This is a genomic window from Caulobacter flavus, assembly GCF_003722335.1.
Taxonomy (GTDB): Bacteria; Pseudomonadota; Alphaproteobacteria; order Caulobacterales; family Caulobacteraceae; genus Caulobacter; species Caulobacter flavus.
The window spans coordinates 2,386,287-2,402,310 of sequence record NZ_CP026100.1 but is presented as its reverse complement, the minus strand read 5'-3'; the positions used below and the strand labels follow the sequence as shown (position 1 = coordinate 2,402,310).

The following is a 16,024-nucleotide window of genomic DNA, read 5'->3' as shown; positions in this document are numbered from 1 at the left end:
TGAAGACGAGGGGAGCGCGATGGGCAAGCGTCCCGAGGGCGAAACGGCCTCGAACATCGATCGGGCGGCGGCCGACTGGTTTTTCCAGAACAGCCTCGACATGTTCGTCGTGCTGCAGGACCGCGCCATCGTCCGGGTCAATCCGGCGTGGAGCGAGATCGCCGGCTGGAGCGCCGACGAGACCCTGGGCCGGCACATCCGCGACTTTCTGCATCTGCACGACACCGAGGTGCTCGAACAGGCCGGGCGGGTGCTGCGGGCCGAGGGCCAGGTGCAGTCCGAGCACCGGCTGGCGCGCAAGGGCGGCGGCTGGCTGTGGGTGCGCTCGCGCTCGAAGATCCTGCCCGACGGCGCGCTGCTGATCGTCTTCCAGGACTTCTCCGAGGAGCGCCTGCGCCGCCTGCAACGCCAGCAGGCCGAGCGCGCCAACGAGATGCTGCGCAACGCCGCGGGCGTCTATGTCTGGCGCTTCGAGACCCGCAAGGGGATCTACTATTTCGAGCAGGACATCACGACCCTGGCCGCGCCGCTGGGCAACGCGCGGCAGATGACGGTGGCCGAGATGCTGTCGGCGATCCATCCCGACGATCGCCAGGCCATGACCCGGGCCTTCCTGCGCACCCAGGAGACCGGCGAACACGCCCAACTGGTCTACCGCCACGCCGATCCCACCAGCGAGGCCTGGAACTGGATGCGCACCGACTGGCGCGGCGTGCGGGCCGGGGCCGGCGAACTGTTCGACGTCATCGGCATCAGCCAGGACGTCACCGAGCTCCTGGTGGCCCGCGACGCGGCCCTGGCCGCGACGGCCGCCAAGTCGCAGTTCCTGGCCAATATGAGCCACGAGATCCGCACGCCGATGAACGGCGTGCTGGGCGTGCTGCACCTGCTCAAGCACGAGCCGCTGTCGGCCGACGGCCGCCGCCTGCTGGCCGAGGCGCTCGGCTGCGGCGCCATGCTGTCGGAACTGCTCAACGACATCATCGACTTCTCCAAGGTCGAGGCCGGCAAGCTGGAGCTGACCGCCGAGGCGCTGGATCCCTCGGCCCTGCTGCGCAGCGTCGCCGATCTGCTGGAGCCCCAGGCCGACCAGAAGGGCCTGCGCCTGACGGTCGAGGCGCCGGCCGCCGGCCAGGCCTGGGTCGCCGCCGATCCGGTGCGGCTGCGCCAGGCGCTTTTCAACCTGATCGGCAACGCCGTGAAGTTCACCTTGGAGGGCGGCGTCACCGCCCGCCTTTCCACCACGCCCGATCCGCGAGGGGCGCGCCTGCGCTTCGAGATCGAGGACACCGGCGTCGGCATCCCGCTCGACGCCCAGGCCGGCCTGTTCGAGCGCTTCAGCCAGGCCGACGGCTCGACCACCCGGCGGTTCGGCGGCGCGGGCCTGGGCCTCTCGATCACCCGGCGCCTGGCCCAGCTGATGGACGGCGACATCGGCTTTTCCAGCACGCCGGACCGGGGCTCGACCTTCTGGCTGGAGATCCTCGCCCCCGTCGCCCAGGCCCCGGCCGCGACGCCCGACGACGACGAAGCCGACGCCCCGATGCTTGAGGGCCTCGAAGTGCTGCTGGTCGAGGACAACGCCGTCAACCGCCTGATCGCCACCCGCATGCTCGAAGCCCTCGGCGCCCGGGTGGCCACGGCCGAGGACGGCCAGGCCGGGATCGTCGCCGCGGCGCGCGGCTACGACCTGATCTTCATGGACATCCAGATGCCGATCATGGACGGGGTCGAGGCCACGCGGGCCATCCGCGCCCTACCCGGCCCGGCCGGCGCCGCGCCGATCGTGGCCATGACCGCCAACGCCCTGGCCCACCAGACCGCCGCCTACGCCGAGGCCGGCATGAACGGCTCGGTGGCCAAGCCCCTGTCGCCCGCCGCCCTGGTCCGGGCCGTGGTCGAGGCCCTGCCCGACCGCATCCACTGAGCGACAAAGAAGCGGCCGGGCCTTTCTGCCGCCCCTTTCGAGGCCTAGATTGGAGGCTTGAGTCCAGCGCCGGAACGATCCGCGCTGCAGGGGGCGAGACTATGGACGACGGCCGGACCGTCACCGCGGCGACCGCGCGCTACGCGCAGAAGAAGGAAGCCATCCTGGCGGCCGCCACCGCCGTGCTCAATCGCCAGGGCGTCAAGGGCATGACCCTGGCCGACGTCGCCGCCAAGGTCGGGCTGATCACCACCAGCGTCACCTACTACTACCGCAAGAAGGACGACCTGGCCGCCGCCTGCTTCATCCGCGGCCTTGAACGGCTGGACGCGATGATCGACGAGGCCGCCGCCGAGCCCGACGCGGCCGGCCGCATCCGCAAGTTCCTGACCCTGTACCTGGACCTGTCGCGCCGCGTGCGGGCCGGACAGGACGCGCCCCTGGCCAGCTTCACCGAGATCCGCGCCCTCAAGGAGCCGATGCGCGCCTCGGTGCAGGCCGCCTTCGCCGACATCTTCCGCCGGGTGCGCGGCTTCTTCGACGGCGAGGCCTTCGCCCACCTCGACAAGGCCGAGCGCAACGCCCGCGCCCACCTGCTGCTGGAGCAGGTCTTCTGGACCGGCGCCTGGCTGCGCCGCTTCGACCTCGACGACTATGAGCGGGTGCGCGAGCGGATGTACGACATCCTGGTGGGCGGCATCGCCGGCGCCGGCCGCGACTGGACGCCCCCCGCCCTGCCCGACCCAACCCCGGTCTCCGACGAGGGCCAGGAATGGCGCGAGACCTTCCTGGTGGCCGCCACCCGCCTGATCAACCAGCGCGGCTATCGCGGCGCGTCGGTCGAGGACATCTCGGCGGCGCTGAACGTCACCAAGGGCTCGTTCTACCACCACCACGAGGACAAGGACGCCCTGGTGGTCGAGTGCTTCAAGCGCACCTTCGCGGTCACGCGGCGCGCCCAGCTGTCAGCCCTGGCCCTGGCCGCCCCCTCGCTTAAAGGCGACGGCTGGACGGCCGTGTCGGCGGCCACGGCCGCCCTGGTCGAGTACCAGCTGTCGGACCACGGCCCGCTGCTGCGCGCCTCGTCGATGGGCGCCCTGCCGATCGAGATCCGCCACGAGATGAGCGACGGCTACGCCCGCGGCTCCAACCGCTTCGCCGGCATGATCGCCGACGGGATCGCAGACGGCTCGGTGCGCGCGGTCGACCCGCTGGTCGCCGCCCACATGATCAACTCGATGCTGAACGCCGCCGCCTCGCTGCAGGCCTGGGCCCCGGGCGTGACCCGCGAAGACGCCGCCAGGCTGTTCGCCCGGCCGCTGCTGATGGGCCTGATGGCGAAGTAGCCCCTTTTTGAACCCTCTCTCTTCGAGAGAGGGAGGGGCCCGTCGTGCAGCGACGGGAGGGTGAGAGGTTTCACCGCCAAAACGGCACCCCCGAACACCTTCCACCGCGCCTGGCACATAGCCCCACACCGCGCCCTATTCGGCGAGGCTGTAACCTCTCACCCTCCCACGCCTCCGGCGTGGGCCCCTCCCTCTCTCCCAGAGAGAGGGATTTTGCTCAGCTCCCCGCCGCGTACGCATCCACCTGCGCCAGGCGCCGCGCCTTCTCGGCCTCGTCCAGGAACGAGCCTTCGAAGCTGTTGCGCGCCAGCACCACCAGGTCGTCCCGCGTCAGGTCCACCGCCTTGGCGGTCTCCAGATAATTGTCGAGCAGATAGCCGCCGAAATAGGCCGGGTCGTCGGAGTTCACCGTCGCCTTCAGGCCCAGGTCCAGCATCCGGCGCATCGGGTGGGCGGTCAGGTCCGGCACCACGCAGAGCTTCAGGTTCGACAGCGGGCACACCGTCAGGGTCGTACCGTCCTTCACCAGGCGCTGGGTCAGGGCCTCGTCCTCCAGGGCGCGGTTGCCGTGGTCGATGCGGTCGACGCCGACCAGGTCGATGGCTTCCCAGACGTATTCCGGCGGTCCCTCCTCGCCGGCGTGGGCGACGATCTTGAGGCCCAGGTCGCGGGCGGCCTTGAACACCCGGGCGAACTTGGCCGGCGGGTGGCCGACCTCCGAGGAGTCCAGGCCCACGCCGGCGATCTTGGCCAGGTGGGGCCTGGCCTGCTCCAGCGTCTCGAAGGCGCTCTCTTCGGACAGGTGGCGCAGGAAGCAGAGGATCAGCTTGGAGGTCACGCCCAGGCGCTCTTCGGCTTGCGCCATGCCGTCCAGCAGGCCGTCGATGACGGTCTCGAAGGCGACGCCGCGCTCGGTATGGGTCTGCGGGTCGAAGAAGATCTCGGCATGCACGCCGCCGTCGGCGGCGAGGCGCTCGAAATAGGCCAGCGCCAGGTCCCTGAAGTCGGCCCGCGTGATCAGCACGCCCGCGCCCTGGTAGTAGATGTCCAGGAAGTCCTGCAGGTTCGAGAAGGCGTAGGCGGCGCGGATCTCCTCCACCGACTTGTACGGCAGGGTGATCCCGTTGCGTTCGGCCAGGGCGAACATCAGTTCCGGTTCGAGGCTGCCCTCGATGTGCATGTGCAGTTCGGCCTTGGGCAGGCCGCGGGCGAAGGCTTCGAGCGTGGTGTCGGTCATGGAATGTCCATTCGGTCGGCCGGGCGGCGAGGTCAAGCCAAAGGGCCGTGAGCACCCAAGGGACCCCGGGCACAAGGCGGCGCGGGAGCATGGCCCCCGCGCCGAGGTGCGCTTCACCTCAAAGTTTCGACGCGTCGTATGCACCGCGTCGCGCCCGCGCCTGAAACGGTCTTGGAATGTCGCGCACGCCTGCAAGCGACGGCGGACGGCCGGTCCTGGTGCGAACTCCCTCCCCAGTCTGGTCGATTATCATTGGGAACGCGGGCTTTACGCGCCGACGTGGCGTCACGTCGGCCGCGCCGGCAGGCGCTCTCTCGACCGAAACTGAACCCTTCGAATGTCCAGTACGACGCACGCGCCGTCAACCTGCGGCGCCCGAAAAAGCGGCGCCGTCCGCGCCCTCTGGACTCTGGCGCGCCGTCGTGCTGGCTTTAGTCAAACAAGCGTTCAAACGAACCGAAAAGGGTGGAACCGCATGGCCGCGATCAACGCCGTCACCGATCTGACCGTCGAAGGCGACATCGGCGTCGTCACGCTGAACTCTCCCCCGGTCAACGCGCTGTCGGCCCAGGTCCGCGAGGGGCTGAAGGGCGCCTTCGAGGCCGCGATCGCCGACCCCGCGGTGCAGGCCATCGTGCTGATCTGCGAGGGCAAGACCTTCATCGCCGGCGCCGACATCAGCGAGTTCGGCAAGGCCATGACCGGTCCCTCGCTGCAGGACGTGCAGAACACGATCGAGAACGCGCCCAAGCCCGTGGTCGCCGCGATCCACGGCACGGCCCTGGGCGGCGGGCTGGAGGTGGCGCTGGTCGCGCACTACCGCGTCGCCGTGCCCTCGGCCAAGGCCGGCCTGCCGGAAGTGAACATCGGCCTGCTCCCGGGCGCCGGCGGAACCCAGCGCCTGCCGCGCATCGTCGGCGTCGAGAAGGCGCTTGAGATGGTCACCAGCGGCCAGCACGTGCCGGCCAAGGCCGCGCTCGCCATGGGCCTGTTCGACAGCCTGGTCGAGGAAGGCGCCCTGCGCGACGGCGCGATCGCCTTCGCCCGCGTGGTCCTGGCCGAAGGCAGGCCGCTGAAGAAGGTCCGCGACCTCTCCGACAAGGTCGAGGCCGCGCGCGGCAAGCCCGAGATCTTCGCCGAATTCCGCAAGGCCAACGCCAGGAAGTTCCGCGGCTTCCTCGCGCCCGAGAACAACATCAAGTGCATCGAGGCGGCGGTGAACCTGCCCTTCGACGAGGGCCTGAAGGAAGAGCGCCGGCTGTTCATGGAGCTGATGACCGGCAGTCAGTCGGCCGCCCAGCGCTACGTGTTCTTCGCCGAGCGCCAGGCCGCCAAGATCCCCGACGTACCGGACGACACCTCGACCATTCCCGTGAAGAAGGTCGGCGTCATCGGGGCCGGCACCATGGGCGGCGGCATCTCGATGAACTTCCTCAACGCCGGCATCCCGGTGACGATCATCGAGGCCAAGCAGGAGAACCTCGATCGCGGTGTCGGGATCATCCGCAAGAACTACGAGAACACCGCCAGGAAGGGCCGCCTGACCCAGGACGACGTCGAAAAGCGCATGGGGCTGCTCACCCCCTCCATGCACCTGGAGGACCTGGCCGACTGCGACCTGATCATCGAGGCCGTGTTCGAACTGATGGAGATCAAGAAGGACGTCTTCGGCAAGCTCGACAAGATCGCCAAGCCCGGCGCGATCCTGGCCACCAACACCTCCTATCTCGACGTCGACCAGATCGCCGCCGTCACCAGCCGTCCCGAGAGCGTCATCGGCCTGCACTTCTTCTCGCCGGCCAACGTCATGCGCCTGCTCGAGATCGTGCGCGGCGAGAAGACCGACAAGTCGGTGATCGCCACGGCGATGAAGCTGTCCAAGACCATCGGCAAGGTGGGCGTGCTGGTCGGCGTCTGCTTCGGCTTCGTCGGCAACCGCATGCTGGCCCAGCGTCAGCGCGAGGCCCAGAAGCTGATCCTCGAAGGCGCCATGCCCTGGGACGTCGACCGCGTGCTCTACGAGTTCGGCCTGCCCATGGGCCCGTTCGCCATGAGCGATCTGGCCGGGCTCGACATCGGCTGGGACCCGGCCAAGACCTCGTCCTCGACCGTGCGCGAGGTGCTGTGCGAGATGGACCGCCGCGGCCAGAAGAACGGCAAGGGCTTCTACGACTACGACGAGAACCGCGTCGCCAAGCCCAGCCCCGAGGTCGAGAAGGTGATCCTCGACTTCGCGCAGAAGCGCCAGATCCAGCGCCGCGAGATCAGCGACCAGGAGATCCTCGAGCGCTGCCTCTACCCGATGGTCAACGAGGGGGCCAAGATCCTCGAGGAAGGCAAGGCCATCCGCGCCTCCGACATCGATATCGTCTGGATCAACGGCTACGGCTGGCCGGTCTATCGCGGCGGCCCGATGTTCTGGGGCGAACTCGTCGGCCTCGACAAGGTGCTGGCCGGCATGAAGGCCTTCCAGGAAAAGCACGGCGACGACTTCAAGCCCTCGGCGCTGCTGGAGCGGCTGGTCGCCGAAGGCAAGGGCTTCAAGGACGCCTGAAGCCAATGTACGCCCTTCCCCCTTGATGGGGGAAGGTGGCCCGCGAAGCGGGTCGGATGGGGGTGAACGCGCAGCGTTCCTGGCGCCGCCAGCTCAGCATTCACCCCCATCCCCGGCCCTTCCCCTCGAGGGGAAGGGAGAAGAGGAGCAAAGCATGCCGACCATCCCCTCCATGATCGCCGCCGACTACGGCGTGATGGGCGACATCCTGCGTGAGCGCGCCGCCGAAGCACCCGACCGCCCCGCCGTGATCATGGAGACCGGCGAAACCGTCACCTACGCCCAGTTCGACGCCCTGGCCGACCGCGTCGCCGCCGCCCTGCAGCGCGACGGGGTGGCGCCGGGCGAGGCGGTCGCCGTCTGCGCCCTGTCGTCCATCCCCTATGCGGCCTTGTTCCTGGGCGGCCTGCGGGCCGGGGTCGCCGTCGCCCCGCTCGCGCCCTCGTCGACGCCCGAGGCCATCGCCGGCATGGTCGCCGACAGCGGCTCGAAACTGTTCTTCGTCGACGCCGGCGTGGCGCAGGCCCAGAAGCCCGCGCCGGTCGACGCCCGCGTCGTCGCCCTGGACGGCTCGGACGCCGGCGAGACCTTCGAGGCCTGGCTGGCTCCCGAGGGCGCGAGCCCCGCGCCCGTCGAGATCGCCCCCGAGCATCCGTTCAACATCATCTATTCCAGCGGCACCACCGGCGCGCCCAAGGGCATCGTCCAGTCGCACGGCATGCGCTGGAAGCACGTCTTCCGGGGCGACGCCGTCGGCTATGGGCCCGACGCGATCGCCCTGCTGTCGACCCCGCTCTATTCGAACACCACCCTGGTCTGCTTCTTCCCCACCCTGGCCGGCGGCGGGACCGTCGTGCTGATGAGGAAGTTCGACGCGGGCGGCTTCCTGGAGCTGGCCGAAAAGCACCGCATGACCCACGCCATGCTGGTGCCGGTGCAGTACCGCCGCCTGATGGCGCATCCGGACTTCGACGCCTTCGACCTGTCGTCGACGCGCCTCAAGTTCTGCACCAGCGCCCCCTTTGCACCCGAACTGAAGGCGCAGGTGCTGAAGCGCTGGCCCGGCGGCCTGGTCGAATACTTCGGCATGACCGAGGGCGGCGGCACCTGCATCCTCATGGCCCACGAGCATCCCGACAAGCTGCACACCGTGGGCCAGCCCGCCCCCGGCCACGACATACGCCTGATCGACGAGGACGGGGTAGAGGTGGGCCCAGGCGTCGTCGGCGAGATCGTCGGCCGTTCGGCTGGCATGATGAACGGCTATCACGGCCAGCCAGGCAAGACCGCCGAGGCGGCCTGGACCAGCCCCGAGGGCCTGGCCTTCATCCGTACCGGCGACGTCGGCCGCTTCGACGCCGAGGGTTTCCTGACGCTGATGGACCGCAAGAAGGACATGATCATCAGCGGCGGCTTCAACATCTATCCCAGCGACCTGGAGGCGGTGATCGCGGCCCATCCGGACGTGCTGGAAGCCGCCGTGGTCGGCGTGCCGTCCGAGGCCTGGGGTGAGACGCCGGTGGCCTTCGTGGCCCTGCGGCCCGGCGCCGCGGTCGACGCCGAAACCGTCCGCGCCTTCGCCAACCAGCGCCTGGGCAAGACCCAGCGCCTCGCCGACCTCGTCCTCCTCGACGCCCTGCCCCGCAGCCACATCGGCAAGGTGCTCAAGCGCGAACTGCGGGACGGGTGGAGCGCGAAAGGCTAGGCCAGTTTACGCTGGCGAGGCCGGATAGCCGATCTCCTCCAGGTCCGCCTGAAGCGCCTCGAAATCGATGTCCGGGTTGAGCCTGCCCGCCAGTTCGGGGGTGATCGGCGCGTGCCGGTAGATCAGCCTCACCAGATCCAGATCGAGCTCGACCTCGTAGTACTGCCGGGCGAAGTCCAGATAGCTCTCCGGATCGCCGTCCAGCACCGACAGCATCCAGTCCGACCCGTCTCCGTCCGGCGCCCCCTGGCTCGACCAGTTCCAGCCCTCGTCCCCAGACCCGCGCCAGCAGCAGAAGGTCGCCCGATCAGGCGAGAAGGCGGGCTCGTTGACTCCCGCCTCGAATACCGGCGGCACGCTCGAATAGAGCGCCCCGGGAGCGGCCTCGTGCGTGAGCCGTTCGTGATCCAGACCCTTGATGAACACGCCAGCCGCGTCGAACAGCGCAAACAGGTCGTCGCCTTGGCCATTGCGCATCGAGCCCATGGCCTGGCCCTCGCCCCAGCGAGTGTCGAACGAATAGTAGCGATACACCCACTCGGGACTGAGAATGGCGTCGAGCACCGCCAGGGCCTGCATCAGCGCCCGCAGGCGGGACGGCGGCGGCAGGCGCGAGATCGGGTCGGGAGGTCGGGGCATGGCCCAAGCTATGCCCTGCGTCGGCCGATCCGCAACCGCCGGCTTCACGTCCCGTCCAGACCCCGCAAAACCCGGAAAAACCGCAATCTCCGCCGCGACGGCGCGCCGCATCTGGACAGGCCGAGTCACTCGATACGTTCGGTTAACCATAAGGGCGCCGTCGGGGTTGTCGGCGCCGGTTCGTTGCGGAAGCGTCTCGCATGTCCAGCCTTTCAGCCGCCGTCCTGGCGTCGCAGCCGAAGCCCGTCGCCGCCGCCCCTTCGGCGCCGCTCGACTTCGAGGCCTTTGGCAAGGCCTTCTGCGGCCTGACCTGCGAAGACCTCAACGGCCGGCTGGCCCTGCGCTTCTCCCGAACCACCGCCGTGCGCGCCTGCGCCGACCGCGCCGCCGCCACCGCCGACCTGCTGGCCGCCCAGGGCGCGCGCCCCGGCGGCGTCTGCATCGTCTCGGCCCTGGCCGGCCGCGAGACCCTGGAAGGCGTCGCCGCCGCCGGCCTGACGCCGTGGCTGGTCGACGTCGACCCGTTCACCTGGATGGTCGACACCGCCCACCTGCGCGAGCGCCTGGCCGAGGCCCCCTGCCCGCTGGAAGCCATCGTCACCACCTGCGCCTTCGGCCGCGCCCCCGACCTGCTGGCCCTGGCCGCCTTCCAGGCCGAGACCGGCCTGCCGGTGGTGGTCGACGCCGCCTTCGGCTTCGACGTGATCATGGACGCGCCCGTCCCCGTGGTCGTCGGCCTGCCCGGCGGAGCGGGCGTGTTCGTCGCCGCCGAGGACGCCGAGCTGATCGCCCGCCTGACCGCCCCGGTCTTCGAGGGCGACGACGGCCTGGACGGCTGGCCGCTCAAGCGCCAGCAACTGGCCACCAACGCCCAGCGCCTGCGCATGCTGCTGCTCGGCTCGCCCGTCGCCTTCCAGCCTGGCTGGGGCCTGTCGTGGGTGTCGAGCGCCTGCGTCGTCAGCGTCGCCGAAGGCTGCGCCCCCGCCGTCGCCGCCCTGCTGGCCGTCGAGGGCCGCTTCGTCACCTGCGTCGGCGTGCGCGACCCCGAGGTGCAGGCCGACACGGTTCCCGTCGTCGACCACCTGGCCGGCAAGATGCTGGGCCTGCCCTTCGGCGCCGACCTCGACATCGCCGACCTCGACGACCTGGCCGAGGCGGTTCGGCGGGCCGTGGCGCAGATCTGAGCTGAAAGGCCCCCTCCGGCCCTCCGGGCCACCTCCCCCAGCGGGGGAGGATCCAGATGCTCCCCCGCTGGGGAGCTGTCGCAGAGCGACTGAGGGGGCGCCCGCAAGGCGGGCGACAGAAAGGCCGGAGACTTTCGTCCCCGGCCCAGGACGACCGGCAGGAGGAAGGCCGGCCGCCGTCAGTTCCCCGAGGCGGGGATCCCTAGAGCCTTTTAGCCTCACATGGAATCATGTGAGGCGTCTAAAAAGGCTCTAAATCAAATACTTAGAGCGCGTTAGTCGGCGAAACCGCTCACACTTTCGCCTAACGCGCTCTAGAACTTCTTGCGCAGGCTGAACTTGTAGGTCCGGCCCAGCGGGTCGCCGGTGAACGGGTCGTAGCCCAGGTCCAGCCGGGCGTAGGACGGGTCCTGGTCGAAGAGGTTGGTGATCGCCACCGTCGCCGTCGCGTCCCGGGGCAGTTGTACCCGGTAAGCCAGGTCGGTCAGCACCTGGGCGTCGATGGTCTTGCCGTTCGACACCGTCACCGCCGCGCCGGCGGTGTCCTTGTAGGCCCCGGTCGCGAACGGCGCGGTGCGCTGGTCGTCGTACTTGCCGATGTAGTGCACCGTCAGGCGCAGGTTGTGGGCGCCCCGGCTCCACTCGGCGAACACCTGGCCCTTCCATTCCGGGATCGGCACGACGGTAGTCTGGTAGTTCAGCAGGCCCACCGCGTCGAAGGCCTTCTCGACCACCACGCCCTCGACGCTGGTCGCCCCCACCTCGTACTTCTGGACCCAGGTCGCCGTGCCGCCGACGGCCAGATCGCCGCCCAGCACCCCGGCGAAGCTGTAGTCGGCCGAGAAGTCGAAGCCCGAGTTCTCCACCGGCGCGCCGTTGATGTAGAAGGTCTTCAGCCGCGCGATGTTGGCGGGCGAGCCGCAGGCCCCGTTGAAGGTGAAGCGTGCAATCAGGGCGGCATAAGCCGGATCGGCGCAGTTGTTGGCCCCGGCCACCCCGTTCGGATAGATCGCATTGGTGATGCCCGCCACCGGCTCGGCGACGATCGGGTTTTTGAAGTCGAACCGGAAGTAGTCGACGCTGGCCTTGAAGGCCCCGGTCTTGAACAGCAGGCCCACATTGTAGGTGTTGGCCTTCTCGGGCTTGAGGTTGGGGTTGCCGAAGATGTCGACCGCCCGGAAGACGCCGAGAATGCCCTGCAGCGAGGTCACCGAGGTGGTGGTGGTCAGCGGGTCCGGCGGTCCGCGGAAGGTCGAGCCGGCCGAGGCTCGCACCGCCATCCACGGCGTCGCCTGCCAGCGCACCGAGGCCTTGGGATTGAAGGTCGAGCCCACCGCGCCGCCATAGTCCTCGTAGCGCGCGGCCAGCTGGGCCTGCAGCGCCTCGGTAATCGGCAGGCTGAGCTCGCCGAAGGCCGCTACGACGTCGCTCTGATTGTCCGAGGGCGTGCCCACGCCCAAGAACATGAACGGCCCGTTGCGCGCCGAACCCGTGCAGGTGGTCACCCCGAAGTCCGGCGTGTTGACGCACGGGTTGATCAGGGCGTTGGAGATGTCGTTGTAGGTCGCCGTGAAGTAGCTGCGGCGGTACTGCATCCCCGCCGCCCAGGCGATGTCGCCGCCCGGCAGGGTGATGGTCGTCTTGCCGTTCAGCACCGCCTCGGCGACGAACAGCCGCGAGGTCTGCTTGGTCGACAGCTTCTGGAAGAACCAGTCGACCAGCTCCTTGCTGTTGGCCAGGGTCGAGACGTAGCCCGGATTGGCCGCGCCGGTGATGGCGTTGCTGGGCAGGGCGCTGGCGAACGGATTGAAGTAAAGGCAGCCGCCGACCCCGGGTGTGCCCTGGATGCCAGGGGTGGAAGGGCTGGAGTCGCAATTGGGGCCGCCCAGCCCGCGCAGCGCCAGGGCGTAGCGGTTGACCAGGGTGTCGTAGCCGGTGCGGATGCCCACCTCCTGCGAGTAGGTCACCGCCGCCTCCCAGCCGATCCCGTCGCCGAACTCGCCCTTCAGGTCAGCCGACACCCGGTAGGCGTCGAACGAGCGCGAGCCGATCGACGGGCCATAGCCGAAGGCCGGGTTGCCGCCGATGCCGAACGGCCGGTTGGCGACGTTCAGCGCCCCGCCGGCGAAGATCGTGCCTGGCGCCGCAGTCTGGGCGCCCGTGCCCAGGTTGGTCAGCATCACCGTCGGATTGGCGGCCATGAAGGCGATCAGGCCCGGATTGGTCGCCGGCACGAAATAGCGTCCGGCCAGCTGCGGGATCGGCGCGACCTCGGCGGTGGGCACGGCCAGCGCCGCATAGGACGGCGAGGTGTTCCAGTCGGGTACGTCGGTATGGGCGTACAGCGCCTCGACGTGGAACTTGGTGGTCTCGGAAAGCTGCGCGTTGATCTCGCCGTAGACCTGCACGGCGTTGGACTTTTCCACCAGGTTGTCGAACGGCGTGTAGTGCCAGTAGCAGACCGGCGTCAGGCCGCTGAAGCCGGGATAGCCGCCCAGCCCCGCGCAGGCCGGATCGCGCATGCCGCTGGTGGTGCTGGCCGCCGGGATGAAGGTCGAGGGGCTGCCCGCCGCCGACCAGCCCGCCTCGGGGTTGGACAGATAGGACTGGTTGGCCCAGTCGCGCTCGGCGACGCTGAGCTTGGAGCGATGCTGCCAGCCGACGCTGACCAGCATGTCGCCGTTTTCCCACTGCTTGCCGTAGGTCAGGTTCAGGCCGTAGTCGCCGTCCGAGCCGTCGATGGCGCGGTAGTCGGCGCCGACCTCCAGACCGTCGACGTTCTTCTTGGTGATGAAGTTGACCACGCCGGCGATGGCGTCCGAGCCGTAGGTCGCCGCAGCGCCGTCCTTCAGCACCTCCAGCCGGCCGATGGCGGCGGCGGGAATGATGTTGGTGTCGACGATGCCGGCCCCGGCCGAGGCCAGCGGGTTGATCGCCAGGCGCCGGCCGTTCAGCAGCACGAGGGTCCGCTGCGAGCCGAGCCCCCGCAGGTTCACCGACCCCGAACCTTCCGAGCCCTGGGCCCGGCTGTCGAACTGGTTGGTGTCGCCCAGCACGCCGCTCGACACCGACAGCGACTTGATCAGCTCCACCGTCGAGGGCGAGCCGCGCTTCTGCAGTTCCTCGGCCCCGATCACGTCGACCGGCAGGGCCGCGTCCTCGGGCGTGCCGCGAATGAAGGAGCCGGTGACCACCACCTCCTCGACCTGCGTGCTTTCCTGGGCCCTGGCCGCCCCCGCCGCTGCGGCGAGCGCCGCCGCCAACGCGCAGGCCGAGCCCGCGCGCAGATAGGTCTTCCTGGTCATTTCCCTCTCCCGGTCTCTCTTCTTGTCTGGAGCGCTTGGGCGAGGGCGGATCTCTCTCAGGTTTCGGCGAAATCCTCCGCGCGCGACGACGAAACGCGGCCGCCCGCCGCGCAACGGTCACGCTTTTCGAAATTGGAAGATGCGAACTTCGGTGCCGACAACCTTGGGATCCCCCTCTCGCCGGATACTTTGTACGCAAAGCTTTTCAACTGCTCGACCTTTGAGCGAGCCGCCTCGCCGGCAAGAGTCGAACGAACGTTTCGATGATTGGGTATGTTTTTCGAAAACGTCAACCGCCCGTAATCCAACGGCAACGATGGCGACCCATCCGACGCCTGGAAAAACCGTCGCGTTCGGCTGCCAACCTGCTGACAGATTTGGGCGCCCGCCGTGCGAGCAAAGGCGTGACCGTCCTACGTAGTGACCGCAACCATGGGAAAATCAGTCGGCGTCTTGGCGAGACAGGCTTTTTTCTTGTGAATAGTCGCCCTAATTGAGCGAACGACGGTCCAGTTTGTCCGTTTAGGGGCGGTCGTCCGGAAGTGGGGTAGGTTTCTTGATGAGTTTCGACGCGACCGCCGATCGCCGACGCCTGGCCGCGCGCCTGCTCGCGCGGGCCGGCCTTGGTGTGGGCGCCAGCCTGGCCGTCCTGGCCCTGGCCGGCTGCAACGCCACCGCGCCCCGCACGCCCGACACCCGCCTGCCGGCCGCCTTCGAGGCCCCGGCCGGAACGCCCCTGCCCGCCGCCGCCCTCGACCGGTGGTGGACGCAGTTCGACGATCCGCAGCTCGACGGCCTGATCGCCACGGCGCTGGAACGCAGTCCCGACGCCCGCAGCGCCGCGGCCGTGCTGGAAGAGGCCCGCGCCGTGCGCAAGGGCCAGATCCGTCAGCTGTTCATCCCCTCGGGGCAGGTCAAGGGCGCGGCCAGCCGCCAGCACACCGACATCCTCGACCAGAGCGGCCAGGGCTTCACCCTCGGCGGCGACACCGACAACTACAGCCTGGGCTTCGACGTCTCGTGGGAGCTCGACTATCTGGGCCGCCGCAAGGCCGGGCTGCAGGTGGTCAACAACGACCTGGCCGCCGCCCGCTTCGCCTACGAGGGCGCCCGCGCGGCCCTGGCCGCCAACGTCGCCCAGTCCTATTTCGAGGCCAAGGGCCTGGCCGTGCAGCTGGAGGACGCCCGGCAGGGCGCCCGCATCAGCCAGGGCCTGCTCGACCTGGCCGCCGAGAAGGCCCGCCGGGGCCTGTCGGCGGGATCCGAAGCCGACAGCGCCGCCGCCACCCTGGCCCAGTCGCAGGCCCAGGCCGCCGACCTGGAAGGCCAGTTGCAGGCCGCCCGCCGCAGCCTGCTGATCCTGGTGGGCCGCGGGATCGACCCGCTGGCCAGCCTCGACGTCGACGCCGCCCTCGCCGAACCGCCGGCCATCCCCGCCGCCGTGCCGGGCGAACTGCTGGCCCGCCGTCCCGACGTCCGCGAGGCCCAGGCCCGCCTGGCCTCGGCCGCGGGCAACCTCAAGGTCAACCAGAAGGCCCTATACCCGACCTTCACCCTGACCCCGGGCGTCGGCTGGGCCAAGAGCGTCTCGCCGGCCTTCAACTTCGGCTCCGGCGGCGCCGGCGGCGGCACGGTCTCGACCACCACCGGAACCTGGACCCTGGGCGGCGCCGTCTCGATCCCGGTGCTCAACATTCCCCAGCTGCTGGCCGAGATCGACGCCCAGGACGCCCGCACCGAGCAGGCCGCCGTCGCCTACGAGAAGGCGATCCAGACCGCCTATGGCGAGGCCGAGAACGCCATGGCCCAGCTGGCGTCCGACAAGCGCCGCGTCGCCCTGCTGAAGGCTGGCGAGGCCCGCGCCTCCAGCGCCTACGCCGCCAGCCGCAAGGGCTACGCCGCCGGCCTGACCGACCAGACCACGAACCTGCAGAACGAGCAGAGCTGGCGCAGCGCCCGCACCGCCCTGACCGGCGCCCAGACCCAGGCCCTGCTGCGGGCGGTGCAGACCTACAAGGCCCTCGGCGGCGGCTGGTCCCCGGACGCGCCCGCCCCGCTGCCGCCCCGCGCCGCCGCCCAGCCCGCCGACACGTCCTCCGAACGCGCCTCGCGATGAGAACCCAGACC

The 16,024-nt window shown here is 69.7% G+C and carries 8 protein-coding genes and 1 pseudogene; 6 read left to right on the top strand and 3 right to left on the bottom strand.

Features of this window, described 5'->3' with window-relative positions; all coding sequences use genetic code 11:
• The first annotated feature begins 19 nt into the window (after positions 1 to 19).
• Positions 20 to 1,927, top strand: a complete 1,908-nt coding sequence (locus tag C1707_RS11120) for an ATP-binding protein (protein WP_101711480.1) — start codon at positions 20 to 22, stop codon at positions 1,925 to 1,927.
• A gap of 101 nt (positions 1,928 to 2,028) precedes the next feature.
• The gene (locus C1707_RS11115; protein WP_101711481.1) at positions 2,029 to 3,273 is read left to right on the top strand and encodes a TetR/AcrR family transcriptional regulator; all 1,245 of its coding nucleotides are present in this window, start codon (positions 2,029 to 2,031) and stop codon (positions 3,271 to 3,273) included.
• 217 nt (positions 3,274 to 3,490) lie between these two features.
• Here C1707_RS11115 and C1707_RS11110 read toward each other — a convergent pair whose 3' ends face one another.
• Complete coding sequence (locus tag C1707_RS11110) at positions 3,491 to 4,510, bottom strand: adenosine deaminase (protein ID WP_101711482.1); 1,020 nt, start codon at positions 4,508 to 4,510, stop codon at positions 3,491 to 3,493.
• 475 nt (positions 4,511 to 4,985) lie between these two features.
• Here C1707_RS11110 and C1707_RS11105 point away from each other — a divergent pair, with 475 nt between their 5' ends.
• Both C1707_RS11105 and C1707_RS11100 read left to right on the top strand, forming a co-directional pair.
• Positions 4,986 to 7,064 (top strand): 3-hydroxyacyl-CoA dehydrogenase NAD-binding domain-containing protein, encoded by a 2,079-nt coding sequence (locus C1707_RS11105; RefSeq protein WP_101711483.1) that lies wholly within the window; start codon positions 4,986 to 4,988, stop codon positions 7,062 to 7,064.
• 154 nt (positions 7,065 to 7,218) lie between these two features.
• Positions 7,219 to 8,769, top strand: a complete 1,551-nt coding sequence (locus tag C1707_RS11100) for a class I adenylate-forming enzyme family protein (RefSeq protein WP_101711484.1) — start codon at positions 7,219 to 7,221, stop codon at positions 8,767 to 8,769.
• Positions 8,770 to 8,775: 6 nt separating this feature from the next.
• Here the strand turns inward: C1707_RS11100 and C1707_RS11095 are convergent, their stop codons facing one another.
• Positions 8,776 to 9,408, bottom strand: coding sequence for a hypothetical protein (locus tag C1707_RS11095; RefSeq protein ID WP_101711485.1), 633 nt, complete (start codon positions 9,406 to 9,408; stop codon positions 8,776 to 8,778).
• Between the two features lie 200 nt (positions 9,409 to 9,608).
• Between C1707_RS11095 and C1707_RS11090 the strand changes: the two genes are divergently transcribed.
• A complete protein-coding gene (locus C1707_RS11090; protein ID WP_101711486.1) occupies positions 9,609 to 10,592 on the top strand; it encodes a DegT/DnrJ/EryC1/StrS family aminotransferase in 984 nt (327 codons plus the stop codon).
• Between the two features lie 314 nt (positions 10,593 to 10,906).
• Here the strand turns inward: C1707_RS11090 and C1707_RS11085 are convergent.
• A pseudogene (locus C1707_RS11085) lies at positions 10,907 to 14,211 on the bottom strand (TonB-dependent receptor).
• A 245-nt stretch (positions 14,212 to 14,456) separates the two neighbouring features.
• On the opposite strand from C1707_RS11085, the gene C1707_RS11080 reads away from it, so the two are divergent.
• A complete protein-coding gene (locus C1707_RS11080; protein WP_101711488.1) occupies positions 14,457 to 16,013 on the top strand; it encodes an efflux transporter outer membrane subunit in 1,557 nt (518 codons plus the stop codon).
• The last annotated feature ends 11 nt before the right edge of the window (positions 16,014 to 16,024 follow it).

What these genes read in the sequence shown, in the direction of transcription:
- C1707_RS11120 (WP_101711480.1), top strand. Translation starts at nt 20, where the DNA reads ATGGGCAAGCGTCCCGAGGGCGAAACGGCCTCGAACATCGATCGGGCG.
- C1707_RS11105 (WP_101711483.1), top strand. Translation starts at nt 4,986, where the DNA reads ATGGCCGCGATCAACGCCGTCACCGATCTGACCGTCGAAGGCGACATC.
- C1707_RS11095 (WP_101711485.1), bottom strand. Translation starts at nt 9,408, where the DNA reads ATGCCCCGACCTCCCGACCCGATCTCGCGCCTGCCGCCGCCGTCCCGC.
- C1707_RS11080 (WP_101711488.1), top strand. Translation starts at nt 14,457, where the DNA reads ATGAGTTTCGACGCGACCGCCGATCGCCGACGCCTGGCCGCGCGCCTG.
- C1707_RS11100 (WP_101711484.1), top strand. Translation starts at nt 7,219, where the DNA reads ATGCCGACCATCCCCTCCATGATCGCCGCCGACTACGGCGTGATGGGC.
- C1707_RS11090 (WP_101711486.1), top strand. Translation starts at nt 9,609, where the DNA reads ATGTCCAGCCTTTCAGCCGCCGTCCTGGCGTCGCAGCCGAAGCCCGTC.
- C1707_RS11110 (WP_101711482.1), bottom strand. Translation starts at nt 4,510, where the DNA reads ATGACCGACACCACGCTCGAAGCCTTCGCCCGCGGCCTGCCCAAGGCC.
- C1707_RS11115 (WP_101711481.1), top strand. Translation starts at nt 2,029, where the DNA reads ATGGACGACGGCCGGACCGTCACCGCGGCGACCGCGCGCTACGCGCAG.